The sequence below is a fragment of the Pseudomonas sp. H1_G08 genome (assembly GCF_054681355.1).
The window spans coordinates 4,920,001-4,940,519 of record NZ_CP162822.1; the positions used below are offsets into that span (position 1 = coordinate 4,920,001).

The 20,519-nt window shown below is 59.0% G+C and carries 13 protein-coding genes, 3 rRNA genes and 1 pseudogene (1 of these 17 running past the window's edge); 7 read left to right on the plus strand and 10 right to left on the minus strand.

What is annotated here, in order from left to right; translation table 11 throughout:
• The 3 genes from AB4N85_RS22425 to rrf (AB4N85_RS22435) all read left to right on the plus strand — a co-directional run.
• Nucleotides 1-1,823 (plus strand): 23S ribosomal RNA (locus AB4N85_RS22425) (it extends 1,071 nt beyond the left edge of the window).
• A gap of 154 nt (nucleotides 1,824-1,977) precedes the next feature.
• Nucleotides 1,978-2,093, plus strand: a 5S ribosomal RNA gene (gene rrf / locus AB4N85_RS22430).
• Nucleotides 2,094-2,198: 105 nt separating this feature from the next.
• Nucleotides 2,199-2,314: ribosomal RNA gene (gene rrf, locus AB4N85_RS22435) — 5S ribosomal RNA — on the plus strand.
• 66 nt (nucleotides 2,315-2,380) lie between these two features.
• Here the strand turns inward: rrf (AB4N85_RS22435) and AB4N85_RS22440 are convergent.
• From AB4N85_RS22440 to AB4N85_RS22455, 4 genes are all read right to left on the minus strand, one after another.
• Complete coding sequence (locus AB4N85_RS22440) at nucleotides 2,381-3,559, minus strand: PepSY-associated TM helix domain-containing protein (protein WP_252868564.1); 1,179 nt, start codon at nucleotides 3,557-3,559, stop codon at nucleotides 2,381-2,383.
• 75 nt (nucleotides 3,560-3,634) lie between these two features.
• Nucleotides 3,635-6,136, minus strand: a complete 2,502-nt coding sequence (locus AB4N85_RS22445; RefSeq protein WP_460065904.1) for a TonB-dependent siderophore receptor — start codon at nucleotides 6,134-6,136, stop codon at nucleotides 3,635-3,637.
• 87 nt (nucleotides 6,137-6,223) lie between these two features.
• Nucleotides 6,224-7,225 (minus strand): FecR domain-containing protein, encoded by a 1,002-nt coding sequence (locus AB4N85_RS22450; RefSeq protein WP_460065906.1) that lies wholly within the window; start codon nucleotides 7,223-7,225, stop codon nucleotides 6,224-6,226.
• The gene (locus tag AB4N85_RS22455) at nucleotides 7,225-7,725 is read right to left on the minus strand and encodes a sigma-70 family RNA polymerase sigma factor (RefSeq protein WP_041479723.1); all 501 of its coding nucleotides are present in this window, start codon (nucleotides 7,723-7,725) and stop codon (nucleotides 7,225-7,227) included. The genes AB4N85_RS22450 and AB4N85_RS22455 overlap by 1 nt, the downstream gene beginning before the upstream one ends.
• Before the next feature lie 311 nt (nucleotides 7,726-8,036).
• On the opposite strand from AB4N85_RS22455, the pseudogene AB4N85_RS22460 reads away from it, so the two are divergent.
• Nucleotides 8,037-9,062, plus strand: a pseudogene (locus AB4N85_RS22460) (HAMP domain-containing protein); the annotation flags it as partial.
• Nucleotides 9,063-9,131: 69 nt separating this feature from the next.
• Nucleotides 9,132-9,917 carry a methyl-accepting chemotaxis protein gene (locus AB4N85_RS22465; RefSeq protein ID WP_370593577.1) on the plus strand — a complete coding sequence of 262 codons (786 nt, stop codon included), beginning with the start codon at nucleotides 9,132-9,134 and terminating at the stop codon, nucleotides 9,915-9,917.
• Between the two features lie 127 nt (nucleotides 9,918-10,044).
• On the opposite strand, the gene AB4N85_RS22470 is transcribed toward AB4N85_RS22465, so the two are convergent.
• The 5 genes from AB4N85_RS22470 to AB4N85_RS22490 all read right to left on the minus strand — a co-directional run bounded on the left by AB4N85_RS22470 (nucleotide 10,045) and on the right by AB4N85_RS22490 (nucleotide 17,050).
• The gene (locus AB4N85_RS22470; RefSeq protein ID WP_353188769.1) at nucleotides 10,045-10,512 is read right to left on the minus strand and encodes an SRPBCC family protein; all 468 of its coding nucleotides are present in this window, start codon (nucleotides 10,510-10,512) and stop codon (nucleotides 10,045-10,047) included.
• Between the two features lie 22 nt (nucleotides 10,513-10,534).
• On the minus strand, nucleotides 10,535-13,927 hold the full coding sequence (locus tag AB4N85_RS22475) for a non-ribosomal peptide synthetase (protein ID WP_460065909.1): 3,393 nt from the start codon (nucleotides 13,925-13,927) through the stop codon (nucleotides 10,535-10,537).
• A 10-nt stretch (nucleotides 13,928-13,937) separates the two neighbouring features.
• Nucleotides 13,938-14,867, minus strand: a complete 930-nt coding sequence (locus tag AB4N85_RS22480) for a diiron oxygenase (protein WP_252868569.1) — start codon at nucleotides 14,865-14,867, stop codon at nucleotides 13,938-13,940.
• A complete protein-coding gene (locus AB4N85_RS22485) occupies nucleotides 14,864-15,640 on the minus strand; it encodes a DUF3050 domain-containing protein (RefSeq protein WP_252868570.1) in 777 nt (258 codons plus the stop codon). Before AB4N85_RS22485 ends, AB4N85_RS22480 begins: the two co-directional genes overlap by 4 nt.
• Nucleotides 15,641-16,339: 699 nt before the next feature.
• Nucleotides 16,340-17,050, minus strand: a complete 711-nt coding sequence (locus tag AB4N85_RS22490) for a GntR family transcriptional regulator (RefSeq protein ID WP_056786898.1) — start codon at nucleotides 17,048-17,050, stop codon at nucleotides 16,340-16,342.
• A 196-nt stretch (nucleotides 17,051-17,246) separates the two neighbouring features.
• Here AB4N85_RS22490 and lapG point away from each other — a divergent pair, with 196 nt between their 5' ends.
• Nucleotides 17,247-17,939: a cysteine protease LapG gene (gene lapG / locus AB4N85_RS22495; RefSeq protein ID WP_056786901.1), complete on the plus strand. Its 693-nt coding sequence runs from the start codon at nucleotides 17,247-17,249 to the stop codon at nucleotides 17,937-17,939.
• A gap of 14 nt (nucleotides 17,940-17,953) precedes the next feature.
• On the plus strand, nucleotides 17,954-19,900 hold the full coding sequence (lapD, locus tag AB4N85_RS22500; RefSeq protein ID WP_460065916.1) for a cyclic di-GMP receptor LapD: 1,947 nt from the start codon (nucleotides 17,954-17,956) through the stop codon (nucleotides 19,898-19,900).
• A 209-nt stretch (nucleotides 19,901-20,109) separates the two neighbouring features.
• On the opposite strand, the gene AB4N85_RS22505 is transcribed toward lapD, so the two are convergent.
• The gene (locus AB4N85_RS22505; RefSeq protein WP_016772279.1) at nucleotides 20,110-20,448 is read right to left on the minus strand and encodes a hypothetical protein; all 339 of its coding nucleotides are present in this window, start codon (nucleotides 20,446-20,448) and stop codon (nucleotides 20,110-20,112) included.
• Between the last annotated feature and the right edge of the window lie 71 nt (nucleotides 20,449-20,519).

The window sequence follows — 20,519 nt, forward strand, 5'->3', positions numbered from 1 at the left end:
TTTAAAGAAAGCGTAATAGCTCACTAGTCGAGTCGGCCTGCGCGGAAGATGTAACGGGGCTCAAACCATACACCGAAGCTACGGGTATCATCTTCGGATGATGCGGTAGAGGAGCGTTCTGTAAGCCTGTGAAGGTGAGTTGAGAAGCTTGCTGGAGGTATCAGAAGTGCGAATGCTGACATGAGTAACGACAATGGGTGTGAAAAACACCCACGCCGAAAGACCAAGGTTTCCTGCGCAACGTTAATCGACGCAGGGTTAGTCGGTCCCTAAGGCGAGGCTGAAAAGCGTAGTCGATGGAAAACAGGTTAATATTCCTGTACTTCTGGTTATTGCGATGGAGGGACGGAGAAGGCTAGGCCAGCTTGGCGTTGGTTGTCCAAGTTTAAGGTGGTAGGCTGAGATCTTAGGTAAATCCGGGATCTTAAGGCCGAGAGCTGATGACGAGTGTTCTTTTAGAACACGAAGTGGTTGATGCCATGCTTCCAAGAAAAGCTTCTAAGCTTCAGGTAACCAGGAACCGTACCCCAAACCGACACAGGTGGTTGGGTAGAGAATACCAAGGCGCTTGAGAGAACTCGGGTGAAGGAACTAGGCAAAATGGCACCGTAACTTCGGGAGAAGGTGCGCCGGTGAGGGTGAAGGACTTGCTCCGTAAGCTCATGCCGGTCGAAGATACCAGGCCGCTGCGACTGTTTATTAAAAACACAGCACTCTGCAAACACGAAAGTGGACGTATAGGGTGTGACGCCTGCCCGGTGCCGGAAGGTTAATTGATGGGGTTAGCTAACGCGAAGCTCTTGATCGAAGCCCCGGTAAACGGCGGCCGTAACTATAACGGTCCTAAGGTAGCGAAATTCCTTGTCGGGTAAGTTCCGACCTGCACGAATGGCGTAACGATGGCGGCGCTGTCTCCACCCGAGACTCAGTGAAATTGAAATCGCTGTGAAGATGCAGTGTATCCGCGGCTAGACGGAAAGACCCCGTGAACCTTTACTATAGCTTTGCACTGGACTTTGAATTTGCTTGTGTAGGATAGGTGGGAGGCTTTGAAGCGTGGACGCCAGTTCGCGTGGAGCCATCCTTGAAATACCACCCTGGCAACTTTGAGGTTCTAACTCAGGTCCGTTATCCGGATCGAGGACAGTGTATGGTGGGTAGTTTGACTGGGGCGGTCTCCTCCTAAAGAGTAACGGAGGAGTACGAAGGTGCGCTCAGACCGGTCGGAAATCGGTCGTAGAGTATAAAGGCAAAAGCGCGCTTGACTGCGAGACAGACACGTCGAGCAGGTACGAAAGTAGGTCTTAGTGATCCGGTGGTTCTGTATGGAAGGGCCATCGCTCAACGGATAAAAGGTACTCCGGGGATAACAGGCTGATACCGCCCAAGAGTTCATATCGACGGCGGTGTTTGGCACCTCGATGTCGGCTCATCACATCCTGGGGCTGAAGCCGGTCCCAAGGGTATGGCTGTTCGCCATTTAAAGTGGTACGCGAGCTGGGTTTAGAACGTCGTGAGACAGTTCGGTCCCTATCTGCCGTGGACGTTTGAGATTTGAGAGGGGCTGCTCCTAGTACGAGAGGACCGGAGTGGACGAACCTCTGGTGTTCCGGTTGTCACGCCAGTGGCATTGCCGGGTAGCTATGTTCGGGAAAGATAACCGCTGAAAGCATCTAAGCGGGAAACTTGCCTCAAGATGAGATCTCACTGGAACCTTGAGTTCCCTGAAGGGCCGTCGAAGACTACGACGTTGATAGGTTGGGTGTGTAAGCGCTGTGAGGCGTTGAGCTAACCAATACTAATTGCCCGTGAGGCTTGACCATATAACACCCAAGCAATTTGCTGACCTGAAAAGGCACCAGATTGCGGTGTGTGAAGACGAAACGAACCGAAAGTTCGAAGTTCACAAACACCTAGCTGTCACATACCCAATTTGCTGAAGCGAGGCCATCTGGTCCCGAGTCAGTACCCGAATTTCTTGACGACCATAGAGCGTTGGAACCACCTGATCCCATCCCGAACTCAGCAGTGAAACGATGCATCGCCGATGGTAGTGTGGGGTTTCCCCATGTGAGAGTAGGTCATCGTCAAGATTAAATTCCGAAACCCCAATTGCGAAAGCAGTTGGGGTTTTGTTTTAGTAGAAGTTCCTGTTTTTGCTGGTTTGTTACCGTGTTGACGGGCCAGATAAAGAATTTCTTGACGACCATAGAACATTGGAACCACCTGATCCCATCCCGAACTCAGCAGTGAAACGATGTATCGCCGATGGTAGTGTGGGGTTTCCCCATGTGAGAGTAGGTCATCGTCAAGATTGAATTCCGAAACCCCTGTCTGCTAACGCAGACAGGGGTTTTGTCATTTAAGCGTGTACGAAAGATCATGCCGTTCTGCGAGTCTTGCTGCTGCGTCTTGCCCGCCACTTGCGCCACCAGATATAAACGCCCGTCCCTGACAACCCCGCAATCAACACACCCAGTACCGCGATCATTACCTGCCCTGTCACCCCGATGATCCGTCCCCCATGTATGGGCAACTGGAGTCGATAGAACTGCTCTCCAAGCGTGCCCTGTCCCGCGACCTCCTGTCCCAATAATCGGCCATCGGTACCGTGAAAGAACAACCAGGATTTACCGTGAGCGTCCGTATCGTGCTGTCCAAATCCTGCGCCGTAGAAGTTGTACTCAAAGCTGTAATACAACTCGCCGATCGCGGCCGTCAGTCCTAATCGTTCCCCTTCCTGCAATGCCCTTTCGTACGCCTGTTGATAGCTCAACTGTGTCGTCCCCAGTTGATTGGCGGGCATTCGTCCTCTGGCTTCATAAACGCTCGGCTCGATGGGCGAAAACAAAGAAACCGCAGGCTTGAACACTTGGCTCGGCAAGTTCATTGCTACGCTGCTGACGGCGATCGGTAACAGCAGTAGCCACAACCACAATCCTCCGGCGCGATGCAGGTCGAAGTTCAAGCGGTAGGCATGCCCGCCTTTGACCTTCCAAGCAGTCGCCCACTTCTTCCAGAAGGGCTTGCCCCGCGGCAAGGTCAGGAACAATGCGACAAAGCAGTCGATCACCCACGCGATCGCCACCCCACCCATCAACAGCAATCCCCAGTTACCGGGCAATGTCAGGTTGTAATGAAACTCCAGAATGAACGGGATGAAGTTCTCTCGTTGAAAACAGCATTCACCCCAGTAGCGCGCGCCTTTTTGCTCCGCGCTGATCGGGTCCAGATAGAACACCTGATTGCGCTCATCGAACGGCTGGCCCGTCGCCGGATCTTTACGCGGAACGGCCGCCAGCAGCGCCGTATGCCCCGCCTCCTGCGGATACTCCATGTACCAGACTTGCAGTTTCGGATGTGCAGTTTGCACCGCCTCTACCAACGCGCCGGGCGGCAGGCGCTCACCCACTGACGTCGCTTTATAGAATTGCGGATTCAGCCATTCATCCAGTTCATGATTGTACGCCAGCACACTGCCTGTAAGGCCCGCCAGCAATAGAAACACCGCAATGGCCAGGCCGATATATCGATGCAATAAAACCAGAAACGCACGCATACAGAACACCCCCGAAGAAACGACAAAGCCAGCCCCTGATATCAGGGGCTGGCTTTTTATGCACAGGACACGGCTTTAGAACTGATAGCTGACGGTCGCCGCTACGTTGCGTTCTTCGCCCATGTAGCAGAAGTTCAGACTGGCGCAGGACGCGACATAGGATTCATTGGTCAGGTTGTTCGCGTTGAGCCGTACATCAACACCCTTCAAACCAATCTTGCCCAGGTCATAACCAATCGAGGCGTCGAACAACGTGTAAGACGGCACCCTCATCGTGTTTTCCGCATCGGCCCAGCTGTAGCCGACATATCGCACGCCGCCACCCAGGCGAAGACCATCAAGTGCGGCGCTGTCGAATTTGTAGTCAGCCCATAGCGAGGCCATGTGGCGCGGCGCTTGAGTCGGCGAGTTGCCCTTGTTTTCGATTACATCGCTCGGCGTACTCAAAGTGCTGATCATCGATTTTGAATATTCGATATCAGTGAAGGTGTAACTGCCGAGTACTTTGAAGTTGTCGGTCAGTTGCATGTGCGCCTCCACCTCCAGACCTTGCGAGCGCACAGCGCCGACTGCGCGATAGAAGTTTTCCTGCGGCAGTTTGGTCGCGAGGTTTTCCTGGTCGATGCGGAACAGCGAGGCGGTGAACAGGTTATCGGTGCCCGGCGGCTGATACTTCAAACCGACTTCCCACTGTGTGCCATCGGTAGGGGCGAGTGGATTACCGGCGCTGTCGGCATAGGAGTTCGGGTTAAACGACTCGGAGTAGCTGATGTATGGCGCCAGACCGTTATCGAACAGGTATAACGCGCCGGCGCGGCCAGTGAGTTTCGTGCGCCGATCATTGATTTCTGTACCAACCGGACGCCCCGCTTCGGCGATGCGGTTTTCATCGGATGTCTCGACCCAGTCCTGACGCAGGCCCAGCGAGAAGCGCCACTTGTCCATCTCGATCAGGTCTTGCAGGTACACACCGGTCTGTTCGAGGCGACGCAGATAGCTGGTGTCGCCGTACATTTCGATCGCCGAGTTGCCGTATACCGGATTGAACGCATTGATCGGCGCCAGCCCACCACTGGTCCAGTCGACCACGGTTTTGCGCCGTTGATAATCCGCGCCCATCAGGACTGTGTGCTTGGTCGCGCCGGTGAAGAATTCGGCCTGCAGCATGTTGTCGACGATAAACGCATGCAGGCGCTCATCACCGCCGGTGTAATAACGGTTCAGTTCATTGCTGGTCGGAGTGGTCCAGCCATAGGCGTAGACCTGATCCATGTTCACTTTGGAATCGAGATAACGGAAATTCTGCCGCGCCGTGAAGACATCGTTGAAGCGATGTTCGAACTGATAGCCAAACGACTGCTGGTCACGGGAGTAGCCATCGATCCCCGGCTCGCCCTCGAAGAAGCGCGGTGAGATGCGCTCGCCATTGTGCTGATGGATTGTGCCGTCCGCCGGAACGCCGCCGTGATAGCCGCCGTCCGGATCGTGCTGCAGATAGGCTTGCAGAGTCAGCGAGGTGTCTTCGCTGAAATCGATGCTCAACGTCGGCGCAAGGGCGAAGCGTTTTTCCTTGTTATGGTCGAATTGCGTGTCGGACTGATCGCTTAGTCCGGTCAGACGATAGGCAATGCGCTTGTCGTCATCGACCGGACCGCTGAAGTCAAAACCAACCCCACGCTGGCCTTGCGTCCCCACCGTGGCTTGCACCTGATGGTAGGCCTCATACAACGGCTTTTTGCTGGTCAATGCGACCAGGCCTCCGGGCGAACTGCGGCCGTACAGCACGGACGACGGGCCTTTGAGAATGTCCACACGCTCAAGGAAATACGGATCGACCTGCATGGTGCTGTAGGTGCCGCTGTCGCCCATCGACTTGAGGCCGTCGAGGTAGATGTTGTCCACCGAGCCGTCGTTGAAACCGCGCATCGCCACGTAGTCGTAACGGTGCGTAGCGCCATACGGGTTGGTCAGCACGCCCGGGGCGTAGCGCATCGCTTGCGAGACGGTCTGCGAGCCTTGGTCATCCATTTGCTCGCGCGTGACCACCGATACGCTTTGCGAGGTTTCCAGCAATGCGGTACTGGTCTTGGTGGCGATCTGGCTGTGCGTGGCGTTGTAGCCGGCCATGCTGCCCAGCGCGTTGCCGAGGGCAAAACCTTTGATATCAGTGGTCGGCAAGGCCAGAGCTTCGCTTTCAGCGAGTGGGCGCAGAATGTAGCTGCTGCCGTCCTGGCTGACGGCTTCCAACCCTGAGCTGCCGAGCAAATGGCTCAAGGCCTGGTCGGTCGAATATTCACCCTGCACGCCGGGTGATTGCTGACCTTGAGTCTGTTGCGGTGTCATCGCCAGGGTGATACCGGCCTGCCGGGCAAACTGATTCAACGCCTCGCCCAATGGCCCGGCAGCAATGTTGTAGCGGTGGCTGATCTCGGTGCCGGTGTTGGCGGCCAGACTCAGGCTCGGTAACACGCTGACGCCCAGCGCGGTGGTCAGCAGTGCGGCCCGAACCGCATGGCGCAGCAGTGTCGATTCTGCAGTGAAATTCAGAGGGTTCTTACAAGTGGCGCGGACAGTCATTGTGGATTTCCGTAGGCAGTCGCGGGGGCTGAGTTGAAGTGCTTACTGACTAAGCCGGACTGCCTGCGAAAACCCGCCAAAAAATGTTCAGACCGCACGCTCCAGAGTCACCCACCAACGGGTGCGATAACGCAATTGCACCGGCAGCGTCTGCGGCAGGACCGCCAGCAGCCTGTCGGTGTCCTCCAGACGGAACACCCCAGAGAGGCGCAAGTCTGCGATATCCGCCGCGCAACTCAGAAACCCCGGGCGATAACGGGCGACTTCAGCAAGAAAATCACCCAGGCGCATATTGCGCGTGACGATCAAACCGTCGAGCCAGGCGCCCGCATCCATATCCGGCGTAGGCGCTGCGCGCAAACCGCTTTGGTTGACCAGAAAACTTTGCCCGGCGAGCGCTTCGAGGGAATGACCGCCAGCGCGAACCAACACTCGGCCGCGGGTAACGCTGAGCCGCGTGCACTGATCGTCCTGCCGCAAAATGAAACGCCCATCGACCGGCGCATAACTGCCGTGGCGGTTCTCTACGCGCAGCGGTCGATCGGATGCCGCGCCTTCGTCAGAGCCGCCGCAGGTAACGATGATCTCGCCACGGGTCAGTTTGATCAGGCGCTGCTGCGCGGTGTAATCCAGGTCCACGGCGCTGGCGGTGTTGAGTTCGATCCGCGTGCCGTCGGGTAACTGGAAACCGCGCCGTTCGCCGGTCGCCGTCGCGTAGTCGGCGCGCCATTGCTGCCAGGCGGCGCTGTCCTTGGCCAGCCATGCGGCGGAGCCCATCAACAGCGCGCCCGACAACAACTTCAAAGCCTGGCGTCGGCCCAATCCCTGCGCACTGTTTTCCAAGGTATTGAAAGCGACCTGCGCGCCCGGCACGGCGCGCAGACTGGAACTCAATTCGGCTTGCAGCGACTGCACCCGCTGCCAGGCGATTTCATGTTCGTGATGCTCGGCGCGCCACTGCTCGCATTGGCGAGTCAGACGCGAATTGCCGTGGTTATTGCGCAGCCGCAGCAGCCAGTGAATCGCTTGCTTGACCACGTGGTGACGCGGTTCGACGCGGCGACCGAGTGAGAGATTATCCACAGGCATCAGCTTTCATATCGCAACACATAGCAGTGATACAGCGCATCGGCGACGTATCGTTCCACTGAACGTACCGACACGCCCAACTGCTCGGCGATCTGTTTGTGAGTCAAACCCTCGCACTGCGCCAGGAGAAACGCCTGACGCACTTTCGGCTTCAAACCCTCAAGCATGCGCGCAATGCTTTCCAGCAGTTCCAGCACCAACGCGCGCGATTCGGCGTCAGGTACTTCGCCTTCAGGCAAATGAGCAATGGTTTCCAGATAGGCCCGCTCGATTTCCTCGCGACGCCAATGATCGATCACCAGGCCGCGCGCGATGGTCCGCAGGAAAGCGCGAGGCGCTTTGAGTTCGAGGCGTTCAGTACGTTGCAGCAGGCGCAGGAAAGTGTCCTGAGCCAGATCCGCCGCATCCGCTGCGTTGCCCAGCCGCGCGCGCAACCAGGCATTGAGCCAGCCGTGATGACTACCGTAAAGCGCCTGTACGACCAACTCAGGTGAAGACATGACACGCCAGCCCGAACGTCACAAATGATAATTAGTCGCATTGTCATCAAGGGTTACAGATTTTGCAACCGTCGTCCCTATGGCGGTTGTGAAAAATTCCCTCGCAGCCGCTCTGGCACGCCGTTCGGCGGGAATCCTGTCCTAAAACCGTCCATTTCTCACGCGGCCCTAAGATTTCTCCGCCGTTGGCCGACAGACTGGTGAGAAATGCGTGCACCAAAGTAGAGCGGCCAGAAGAACGCTGCCTGCGCTGTACATGGAATGTTGCAACCGGAACGCATCCCCACTTTTGGCATAAGAAGTCCCATGAAATGAATCTCAAGTTCAGCCATAAAATCCTCCTGGCCGCTTCGGGCGTCGTCGTCCTGGCGTTCGCGCTGTTCACGCTCTACAACGATTACTTGCAGCGAAACACCATTCGCCAGAACCTGCAGTCTTCCGTGCAGCAGGCCGGTGACCTCACCGCCAGCAGCGTGCAGAACTGGATGAGCGGACGGATTCTGGTGCTGGAAAACCTCGCGCAGAACGTTGCCCATCAAGGCAGGAATGCCGACTTGCCGGGTCTTGTCGATCAGCCGGCCTTCACGTCGAACTTCCAGTTCACTTACGTCGGCCAGGCCAACGGTGTCTTCACCCAGCGCCCTGATGCGAAGATGCCGGACGGTTACGATCCGCGTCAGCGGCCTTGGTACAAGCAGGCCGTGGCCGCCGACAAAACCATGCTGACCCCGCCGTACATGGCGGCCGTCGGTGGCCTGGTGGTGACCATCGCCATGCCGGTGAAAAAGGACGGTGAATTGCTCGGTGTGGTCGGTGGTGACCTGAGCCTGGAAACCCTGGTCAAGATCATCAACTCGGTGGACTTCGGTGGCCTCGGCCATGCGTTTCTGGTCAGTGCTGACGGTCAGGTGATCGTCAGCCCGGACAAAGACCAAGTGATGAAAAACCTCAAGGACATCTACCCGAACACCAGTGTGCGCATCGAGAAGGGCAACCAGAACGTCGTGCTCAACGGCCAGGAACGCATTCTCTCGTTCACCCCGGTCAGCGATCTGCCGAATGCGCAGTGGTACATCGGTCTGTCGATCGATCGCGACAAGGCCTACGCCGCACTCAGCCAATTCCGCACTTCGGCGTTGATCGCCATGTTTGTCGCGGTCGCGGCGATTGCTTTGCTGCTGAGCCTGTTGATCAATGTGTTGATGCGTCCGCTGACCACCATGGGCCGCGCGATGAAAGACATTGCCCAGGGCGAGGGCGATCTGACCCGGCGTCTGGTGGTCGAGAGCAAAGACGAGTTCGGTGAACTGGGCAGCGCGTTCAACCAGTTCGTCGAGCGCATTCACGCTTCGATTTCCGAAGTGTCGTCGGCGACTCGTCACGTTCACGACTTGTCGCAACGGGTGATGGCGTCGTCCAACGCTTCGATCGTCGGTTCCGACGAGCAAAGTGCGCGCACCAACAGCGTGGCGGCGGCGATCAATCAGCTGGGCGCCGCTACTCAGGAGATCGCGCGCAACGCGGCGGATGCTTCGCAGCACGCCAGTGGCGCCAGCGAGCAAGCTGACGACGGTCGTCAGGTGGTCGAGCAAACCATTCAGGCGATGACCGAGCTGTCGCAGAAAATCAGCCTGTCGTGCACACAGATCGAAACCCTGAACGCCAGCACCGACAACATTGGCCACATTCTCGATGTGATCAAAGGCATCTCGCAGCAGACCAACCTGCTGGCGCTCAATGCCGCCATCGAAGCCGCGCGTGCCGGTGAAGCCGGGCGCGGTTTTGCCGTGGTTGCCGATGAGGTGCGCAACCTTGCGCATCGCACCCAGGAATCGGCGGAAGAGATCCACAAGATGATTACCTCGCTGCAGGTCGGCTCGCGTGAGGCGGTCAGCACCATGAACGCCAGCCAGGCGTCAAGCGAGCAGAGCGTGGAAGTGGCGAATCAGGCCGGTCTGCGTCTGGTCAGCGTGACCCAGCGTATCGGCGAAATCGACGGTATGAACCAGTCGGTGGCAGCTGCGACTGAAGAGCAGACTGCGGTGGTGGAAACTCTCAACGTCGACGTCAACCAGATAAACCTGTTGAACCAGCAGAGCGTGGCCAACCTCAACGAAACGTTGAAGGATTGTGATGCGTTGTCGCAGCAGGCGAACCGGTTGAAGCAGTTGGTCGACAGCTTCAAGATCTGATTCACAGATCGCAGACCGCGTTATCGTTCTTCGCGAGCAGGCTCGCTCCCACAGGGAAAATGCATTCCAAATGTGGGAGCGAGCCTGCTCGCGAAAGCGGCGGTTCAATCACCGCCAAACCGATGCCTTAAACAAACAACTTCAAGACATTGCCCATCGCATCATCGGCAAACCCCTGCACGAAATCCCTGAATCCCGGCAACGCCTCTTCTCCGCCGGAAGCTGGTTCAGCAATGATCGTCCAGGTCGCTCGCGACTTCCCTTCGCTCAGCGATTCCACCTGCATTGCCGCCCACAGATTCGCCACCCCCAGGGTGTTGTAAATCGTCGTCCAGGTCATGCGCTGTGCCTGTTCATCGCGCGAGTTGAGTTGTTCGACCACGACGTTGCCGTCCTTGAAGATTTTCTTGCGCAGCGAAGACACGCCCTCGCCGGTCATTTCGGTGTGTGACAGCGCCGGAATGAATCGTTCGAAGCCAGCGAAATCACCGACGACCGCCCAGACTTGTGCCGCGTCCGCCGGCACTTCCACCGACGACACAACGTGGCAGCCTTGCGGGTTTTTGATCAGTGTGTCGGGTTGCAGATTGCTCATGGTGTTGCTCCTTTTGGATGAGTCAGATGAAGTTGATTTCTTTCAGGTAGTCGCAGCCGCGACGCAGCAGCGCCGGGGATTTCTGCGGGTAGTGCGCGCCCATCTGCTGCACGCCGGCCTCGGCGTTGGCGTGGCCGATCAGCGAGATGTCACCGATGTCTTCTTCAAAGCCGTTGAGGTAGAAACCGAGCACGCCGAACAGCGCGTTGTCGGCGTCGACCCGGTTCAGTTGCTGCTGCCAGTCGGCGACGCTGACCAGCGCAAACTCGCTGCCGGTTTCGCGGAACGAAGCGACGTAGGCATCCCAGCTCAGCGGCTCGGGATTGTGCAGATTGAACACTGAGCGTTGCGCTGAATAACGGCTGGCATGGAAGGCGATGAAGCGGGCGAGAAAGTCCACCGGCATCAAGTCGAAATTCAATGCAAAGGCCGGCACCTGACCGAGCTGGATCGAGCCTTTGAGCATCAGCATCAAGCGGTTCTTGTGCGGCTGGCAGACGCCGCTCAGGCTGTTGAAGCTGATGTTGCCGGGGCGATACAGATTGACCCGTACACCGCGCTCGCGCGCCCGCTCAAGGATGCGTTCGCCGACCCACTTCGACAGGTTGTAGCCGTTGCGAATGTAGATCGGCGGCGTCGCGGCGGCGGGCAGTTCCAGCACCCGACCGGCATCATCCACGGTGCTGGATGCCGACAGGGTCGAGACGAAGTTGAAGACCTTCTTACTGCGCCCCTCGCACAGCTTCAGCAGGGCGAAGATCGGCTCGACGTTGTCCGCCGCCAGGGACTCGTAATCGAGTACGTGGTTGACGTTGGCGGCGTTGTGTACCAGCGCACCGAACTCGCGGTCCAGGCGCTGATAATCCTCATCGCCCAGGCCCAGTTGCGGGCGACTGATATCAGCTGCGTAAACCCGCACACGGCTGAGATCGAGGTGCTCCAGACGGTTTTCGCGCAGTGCCTGAGCGAAGCGTTGCGTCGCCGTTTGCCCGGCGCTATCACGTACCAGACAGGCGACCTCGCTGGCGCCCCAACCGAGCAGCGCTTCGACGATGTGCACGCCGACAAAACTGTTGGCACCGGTGACGATGACCTTGTGCACATCGCCCATGCGGCTGATCGGCAACGGTTCGATATCAAGCTCGCGCTCGGCGTCGGCCATGGCCTGGGCGCTGAGTACCGCGCTGTCGGCGCTGCCGCGCACCAGCGTCGCCAGTTTGCTGATCGTCGGCTGTTCGATGAAGCGATTGATTGAAATGCTTCGGCCGAATTCCTCACGCAAGCGCAGCAACATCCGCGACAGCAGAATCGAATGACCGCCGAGATTGAAGAAGCTTTCGTCAGTGGAAATGTCGCTGGTCGGCAGCTCCAGCAATTCGGCCCAGATCTCCAGAAGCAGCGCTTCGTCAGCATTGGCCGGCAGGCATTTCGCAGCGCTGTCCTGCACCGTCACCGGCAATGCCAACAGCGCCTTGCGATCGACTTTGCCGTTACTGGCGAACGGCATCTGCGCCAGTTCGGTCCACGCTCCCGGTTGCATGTAGTCCGGCAGAAACTGCCGGGCGTGAGCCTTCAATTCGTCGCGGGCAGCCTCGGTTTGTGGCTGGGCGAGGAACGCCAGAATGCGCCGCTGACTGTCGATGACCACGGCAATCTGCCGATACAAGCGGCTCTCGCGCAGGCAGCGCTCGATCTCTTCCGGCTCGACGCGGAAGCCACGGATTTTCACCTGATTGTCGCGCCGCCCGCACAGCTCGATACCATGCTCGCCCCATTGGGCCATGTCGCCGCTGCGGTAGGCGCGCAGGGTCTCGCCGCCGGGCAATGACAGGCTCAGATAACGCTCGGCGGTCTGCTGCGGATTGTTCAGGTAACCGAGGCAGACACCGGGGCCGACGATGAACAGCTCACCGACGGTTTGATCGGGCACCGGTTGCAGATCGTCGTCGAGAATCAGCACCCGAGTGTTGGCGATCGGCCCTCCCAGCGTGCGGTTGCCGTCCCCGGGTTTGAGCTGGCGCGCGGTGATCAGCACGGTGGCTTCGGTCGGGCCATACAGGTTGTGCAGGGTGCCTTGGCGGGTCAGTTGCTCGATGACGTACGGCTCGCAGACATCACCGCCGGTCATCACCTGCACGCCCTCCAGTTGCTCCAGTGGCAGGATGCTCAACAATGCCGGCGGCAGGAAGGCGTGGGTCAGTTGCCGTCGGCGAATCAGCGCAACCAGCTGCAATGGATCGCGGCGCTGGGTGTCGTCGGGCACGACCAGTTCCGCCCCTGCGAGCAGGCTGGGGAAGATGTCGATCAGCGACGAATCGAAGCTCAGCGATGAGAACTGCAACACCCGACTCTCGGCGTGCAACTGCACGTAGTCGGCGTACCACGCGGTGAAGTGGGCGAGATTGGCCTGGCTGAGCAGCACGCCTTTCGGATGCCCGGTGGTACCCGAGGTGTAGAGCGCCATGCACGGCGCATCGAGCACCGGGCGGTGCTGCATCAGCGGCCGGTCGAGAGCGGCGTTCGGCGCTTCGATGCCACTGACATCCAGCCCCGCCATCGATTCGCTGAGCGCCTGCTGTCCATCGTGAAGCAACAGCACCGCACCAGCGTTTTCCAGGATGTATTGCTGACGCGGCAATGGATGGCTGGGCTCCAGCGGCAAGTACACCGCGCCGCTGCCGAGAGTCGCCAGAATCGAGGCGAACAGTGCCGGGCTTTTGCCTTGGCAGACAGCGACCACCCACGGCTGCGGATGTTGCTCGAGCAAGGGCAGCAGGCGCTGTTGAATCGCGCGGCTGTGGGCGTGAAGCTGCTCGTAGCTGATGGTCTTCCCGCCGACATGCAGCGCCGGTCGTTCGGCATGCTCGATCAGGCTCTGTTGCAGGCGCTCGATCAGCGGGATTTGCGCCTGCTCCAGCAGCGCCGGGTTTGCCGTGTCGTTGAGACGGTGGACATACGCCAGTTTGTCGAGGAACAGCAGGTCTTCCAGGCGTTCGAAATCCGGCGCTTTGAGGGCCGGGGCATGCCTCAAATAATCGGCATCGCGGGAAAAGCGGCTGACCAGCAACGCCACTTCGTCGACCACATGGGCAAGCGCTCGTTGGCGTAGCGACTGACCGTTGCCGGATGGCTCATCGCCAATCGGCACACGGCTGATCAGCGACGAGCCGAGAAAGCACAGCAAGTCGAGGGTCGGCAGGCCGCCATGCTCTTGCGCGGCGACACCCAGGCGCAGGTGCAGATGCGGGATGGCGCAGAAGTCGCCGGCAGCGATAAAGCCATCGTCGATGATCAGATCCACCGCCGTTTGAGCCACGCCGCTGCGGGTCACAGCATGGCCATGCTGTTCGAGCTCCCGGGCCAGGTCGGTCATGGCCTGGCCGGCGCCGGTGAGCAAAATGTCGAGACGTTTCATGTCGGTCTCCTCAAACCAGATAGTCGCGCAGGGCGTGCTGCACGCACGGTGTGTCGAGCAGCGAGCTGTTGTGGAAAAACCTGACGATGTTGCCCACCAGCGGGTGGTGGCGATTGATCGGGAAGGCCAATCCGGCAATTTCTTCGCGCAGTGAATGGCGCGTGGTTTCGCTGACCGGCAGCGCATCGATCAGGCGCAAATCGAAGGACTTCTGGATGTCGTTGGTCAGGTAATGGCCGATGAACACCGGCAGAATCTGCGCGATGGTTTCGCGGTCCGCGTCGCTGGCGGTGTGCCAATAGATGCGCACCATGCGCGCCCAGAAACTCGAGTGGCGACCCTCGTCGAGCAAGTGGTCGGCCATCAGGCCCTTGATTGATGGCTTGACCGAATCGTCGCGGGCGAACGCGGCGACATCACCGGTCACGGTGTTTTCGGCGATCGCCACGCAGATCAATTCCACCGCGCTGCGCAGGTGTTGCGGCGCCAGCGCAACAGCGGCGGGAATCGCCCGGCTCAATTCGATTTCGTCGGGCAACGGAATCGGTTCGATACCGGTCAGTGCCACCGTTTGCTGCATGAAATCCATGGCCACCAGCGCGTGGTAATCCTCATCGACCACCACGGTCATCGCGTCGTAACGACAGGCGAACGGGAACGCCACGGCGAAGCGATTCTTGGCAATGCTGCGGGCGGTCTTGTCGACGATTTCGGTCTCGAAAATCACTACGTCATTGATGAATTTGTACAACGTCTGCACTAGGGCGAAATCACGTTGTTGCGGGCATTCACGCAGGAAGGTTTCGCTGAGCACCAGCGGCTGGCGGCTGAGTGGATAGATCAAGCGCTGATCGTCTTCGAGCAACCGCCGTGGACGGGTGCGGATGGTCGCGCGGCTTTCCCAGGCCTCGGCGAAGGATTGATAGTCGGCAGCGTTCATTGGGCCACCTCGGCAACTTTTGCGCCCATGCTCAAGCGCAGCCCGTCCCACAAGGCGATGCGGCTTTCCACGGCAGCGATGGCGCTGGCGTAAACCTCGGCTGCGCGCTGCGGATCGCCGTCCACCAGACGCTCCAGCAACTGCTCGGCGGCGGGGCCGTGATCTTCGGAATCGACTTCGATATGCCGTTGCAGGTAGTAGCGGAAGGTCGGCGCCTGTTCGATGCCGATGCCCCAATCATCGAGGATGCGCTGGAACATCGTCGGAATAACGCTCTCGCGACCGTGCAGGAACGCCGCAGCGACGCTGTGTCCCGGCGCATCCAGAGCAATGCGCAAGGTATCGCGGACAAACTGCGCGGCCGCCGGGTCGACATCGACGCTTTGCAATGCGACGTCATAACTCACGCCTTCGCGCTGCAACGCGACGAAGCGCTCCACCGCCGAGGTGCTCGCGCCGATTTCGCGCATCGCATCCAGGTACAACTCGAAGTGGCTGTAGTGGCCGGCATCGAGGCGATCGTCCGATTCCTCGCCCAGCACGATCTCGTTGATCAACCGAGCGGCGTGGGGATCGCGCGGCGGCAACCAGGGCAAACGCGTGCAGGTCAGTTCCTGTTGCAGGCGCTTGGTCAGCGACATGAAGTCCCATACGGCAAATACATGGGTTTCCATGAAACGGCGTAATACCGATAACGAAGTAATCTCGGAAAAGATCGGGTGAATACTCAGTTCGGCTTTCTTCAGGGCGAGTTGCTGCTTAGTGGGCATCATGATGTCCTTTATCATTGATTGAAGTGCACGGTTCTTTTCAGTCGCTGTAAGCGGTCGAGCAAGTTGGATAGCAAATTAATCGGGCAAATATTGATTACGCTGTGGCGCCGTTGCGGCGCCACGGTTGCTGCATCTGCTGCGTAAGGTATGCCGCGCTGAACGGCGAAGTTCAAACCTGGCGAGAGAAAAACTAATACAGGGCAAACGTAATTAACAAGTTTATTTTCAATTAATTTAAGTGAGCTGTTTTTTGAATATGAAAGTTGCCGATAAAACTTTCGGATCAAGTTTTATTTGGGCGTAGTTACTCCTTTCGGCTAATAACGGCCAAAATCGATAACAAGAGTGAATGCCTCACTCGAAGCAACTTTTTAAACAAGGGAAGTTTATGAATTCAAAGGGGGCGAAAGTTGGCCGGGACCGGCGCCATGACTTCCTGTTTCCCGTGACAAGGCTCCTTCCGTAGGTTCCTGTTGCGGGGACTGTGCCGTCAGGGCGGCGCGTCCCCGTTCTGTAGGGGTGGCGCTGGAAGAGTGCGGGTAAATTGCCGTCAGGGCTATTACCGATTGGTCATCGGCGGGCAGCGGAAACGCGTCGGCAGGGTCGGGGCGGTCGCCAGCGGGCACGCCGATCCGCTGCCAGACCCGGCAGCAGAGCGGTCGCGAAGATTTGTAAGGGGATTATTCGACGTACGAGATATCAGCGTGCGGTGTGGCGCTTCTGTGCGGCGGGAGTCGCGAGGTAGCGGGTGATGACCTCGACGCCACGGTTGAGGTGCTGCTCCAGCATTTCGAGCGAGCGCGGGATGTCCCGCTCGATCACGGCCTGGAGCATGGCGCGATGGTCATCCTGGGACAGCTTGCCCAGGCCCATGGCTTCCAGATTGAAACGCAGAAAACGTTCTTCTTCATTCAGACCGTCTTCCACCAGACGCAGCAGTCGCTGATTGGGCGCCTTGCTGTACAGGGCCATGTGGAACAGACGGTTGAGGCGGCCGATCTCGTTGTAGTCGTGCTGCGCTTCCAGTTCTTCGATGTAGCCGGCGGCGAGTTGATGCTCGGCCTCAGTCAGCAGCGGAATGGACTGCCGCAATGCCTCCGATTCGAGCAAAATGCGCAACTCGTAGGTTTCAGCGGCATCGCCCTGGATCAGTGGCGCGACTACGGCGCCTTTGTGCGTGGTGACGCTGAGCAGCTCTTGCGCTTCGAGCTGACGCAAGGCTTCGCGCACCGGCATGCGGCTGACCCCGAACAGATCGGCCAGATCCTGCTGGCGCAGCGCAGTGCCACAGGGCAGGCGGCCATCGAGAATGGCCGAGCGCAGGGTCTCTTCAATCACCGACCGGGCCAGATGCGCAGGAATCGGTCCTTCGACTTTGATGCTGTGCAGCGGTTTGGGCTTCTGAGTCACGACAACACACCCTGTAGGTCGCAATATTTGGATCCAAATGACACTAGTGATTGCTCTACAGGTTGTCAAACCTTGTAAAACGTTGCGCGGCAATCTCAAGTCTAGCGGGTCTTCGATGATCTCACGGTGCCATTGTTTTTTGCCGGGCTAAGCTTCACCATCAAACGCTTCCTTTCTGTCCTTCTGGAAACCTGCAGTGGCGGTACGTTTCGCGATCCCTCGGACCTTGCGCTGGCTTGGCTGCGCATTGCTGCTGGCCGGCGTCATGCTGGGCGGTCTGCACGCCGATTGGGATTTTTCCGCGATCAGCCGCAAGGCCACTGCTCTTTATGGGCCACTGGGCGCCGGGCAGCAGCGCATCGATGCCTGGCAGAATCTGCTGGCGACGCAGAAGCAGGCCAGTGAGATGGATAAGCTCAAAGTGGTGAACCTGTTCTTCAACAAGCAGGTGCGTTACGTCGAAGACATCGATCTGTGGCGCGAAGTGGATTACTGGGAAACCCCGATCGAAGCGCTGTGGAAGGGCGCCGGCGACTGTGAAGACTATGCCATCGCCAAGTATTTCAGCCTGCGCCATCTCGGCGTTTCCAGTGACAAGCTGCGCATCACCTACGTCAAGGCGCTGCGCCAGAACCGCGCGCACATGGTGTTGACGTACTATGCGACCCCCGATGCCATGCCGCTGGTGCTCGACAGCCTGATCGATCCGATCCAGCCGGCGGCGCAGCGAACCGATTTGCTGCCGGTCTACTCTTTCAATGCCGAAGGTTTGTATCTGCCAGGCGCCAAGGGCAATAAAAAGGTCGGCGACACCAAACGCCTGTCACGCTGGCAGGATGTGCTGAAAAAAATGCAGGCCGAAGGTTTCCCGGTCGAGACGACTAACTAGGAGCACGCGCTCAGATGTCTTTGTTCAAACAGCTGTTGATCGCTATCTGTCTGTTCCTGGTCGTGGCCTTCACCGGCAGCTTCATGGTCAGCCTGGAGAGCTCGCGCACCCAGTACGTCAACCAGTTGCGCTCCCACGCACAGGACGCGGCGACGGCGCTGGCGTTGTCGCTGACGCCGAATATCGACGACCCGGCGATGGTCGAGCTGTTGGTCAGTTCGATTTTCGACAGCGGTTATTACGCGAGCATCCGCGTGGTCGACGTGAAGACCGACCAGACCATTGTCGAGCGTAGCGGTACCCCGGCGGTGAGCAACGTGCCGGACTGGTTCGTCAAATTGATCGGCCTCGAACCGGCTGGTGGCGATGCACTGGTCAGTCGTGGCTGGGAGCAGGCGGCGCGGGTCGAAGTCGTCAGCCATCCGATGTTCGCCGTGGCCAAGCTGTGGCAGAGCGCACTGGGCAGCCTTGGCTGGTTGCTGATCTGCGGTGCATTGAGTGCGGTGCTCGGCGCGCTGTTGCTGCGTCGGCAGTTGAAGCCCCTCGATTACATGGTTCAGCAGTCCCATGCGATTGCCCGCCGCGAGTTTCTCAGCCTGCCGGATCTGCCGCGCACGCCTGAATTGCGTCGCGTGGTGCAGGCGATGAATCAGATGGTCGAGAAGCTCAAGACGCTGTTTCAGGAGCAGGCCGAGCGCAGTGAAAAACTGCGTACCGAGTCCTATCAGGACAACCTCACCGGCCTGGCCAACCGCCGCTATTTCGAAATGCAACTGAACAACCGTGTGAGCAACCCGGAGCAGGCCAGTTCCGGTTATTTGCTGCTGTTGCGGGTCAAGGATCTGGCCGGGCTCAACCAGCGTCTCGGCGGCCAGCGTACCGACCAATTGCTCAAGGCTGTCGGTGAGCAACTGACCCGCGAGTGCGCCAGATATCCACAAACCCAGGACTTGGTCACGCGTATTCGCGGCGGTGAATTCGCCGTGCTGGCGCCGGGGCTGGTGCGTGAGGAAGCGCTGCAGTTGGCGCAGAATCTCGACAATGCCCTGAGCAGCCTGCATGCCACTGGCGCGACCGATGTGCCGGCGGTGGCTTCGATCGGGCTGGCGCCCTTCGCTCACGGCGACTCCCCGCAAGCGGTGCTGACACTGGGCGATCAGGCACTCGCGCAGGCCGAAGGGCAGGGCGAGCAGAATTGGGCGTGCATCGATCAGAGTCTGGTGGCGGAGGTCGGTGACGACCATCACGCTTGGCATCGACTGCTGGATCAGGCTTTGAGTCAGCAGCGTTTCGAGTTGTATTTCCAACCGGTGGTCGCCGCGCAGGACACGCAACTGGTGCTGCATTACAAGGTCCTGTCGCGCTTGCTCGACGAGCAGGGCCAGACCATTCCCGCCGGGCGCTTTCTGCCGTGGCTGGAGCGCTTCGGCTGGACCGCGCGACTCGATCGGCTGATGCTCGAACGCGTGCTTGATCAGATGAAAGGGCACGAGGATTCGCTGGCGCTGAACCTGTCCTCGGCGACGCTGGCCGACCCGCAGGCGCTGAACAAGGTCTTCGAGATTCTGCGCGCGCATTCCAATCTCGGCGCGCGTCTGACTCTGGAAATTGGCGAGGAGCAATTGCCTGAACAGGCGGTGCTGGAGCAGTTGACCCGACGCCTGCGCGAGCTCGGTTTCTCGCTGAGCCTGCAACGCTTCGGCGGGCGCTTCAGCATGATCGGCAACCTGGCGCGGTTGGGTCTGGCGTACTTGAAGATCGATGGCAGCTACATTCGGGCGATCGATCAGGAGAGCGACAAGCGCCTGTTCATCGAAGCGATCCAGCGCGCAGCGCACAGCATCGACCTGCCGCTGATTGCCGAGCGGGTCGAGACTGAAGGGGAGTTGTCAGTGATTCGCGAGATGGGCTTGTATGGCGTGCAGGGGCAGTTGCTCGGTGAGCCGAAGCCTTGGGGGTGAGCCAAGAAGCGCCCTCACCCTAACCCTCTCCCAGAGGGAGAGGGGACTGGCCGTGGGATATTTACGAGATACGCCGACGTGCAAGAGCTCCACTGAATCCAGAATCGACTCGATCTCTCAGGTCGATGGATAGCGCAAGACACCTCGATCGGCCCCCTCTCCCTCCGGGAGAGGGCTGGGGTGAGGGTAAGCTTTGGATCCTGGGAGGATCAGATCAACCCGCCCTCATCCTCATCGATCAACTGGCTCAACCCGCCCAGCGCTTCACGTGCCTGGGTACGGTCCATCAGTTTGGCCTGGGCCGCCGCTGGCAGGTCGGTGACGCGGATCACGCCTTTCTGGGTCAGCACCTGAATCAGGTCGTCGAGTACCCGAATCATTTCAAAGTCGCTCTGCTTGAGCTGTTTGAGGCTGTTTTCCACGGCTTCGTTGGCGTACCACGCCTGAATTTCATGGTTATCGGCGGGCAGCGTTTCCGTGGCCTCGGCGTACGCCGCAGCTTCCACGCGAATCAACTGGCCCTGCGCATCGCGTTGCACGTAAAACATTGAGCATCCCTCACAAATGAACAGCGTCATGCTGTCAGCAGCATAGCCAACTGCGCGCCAGTATGCGGGGC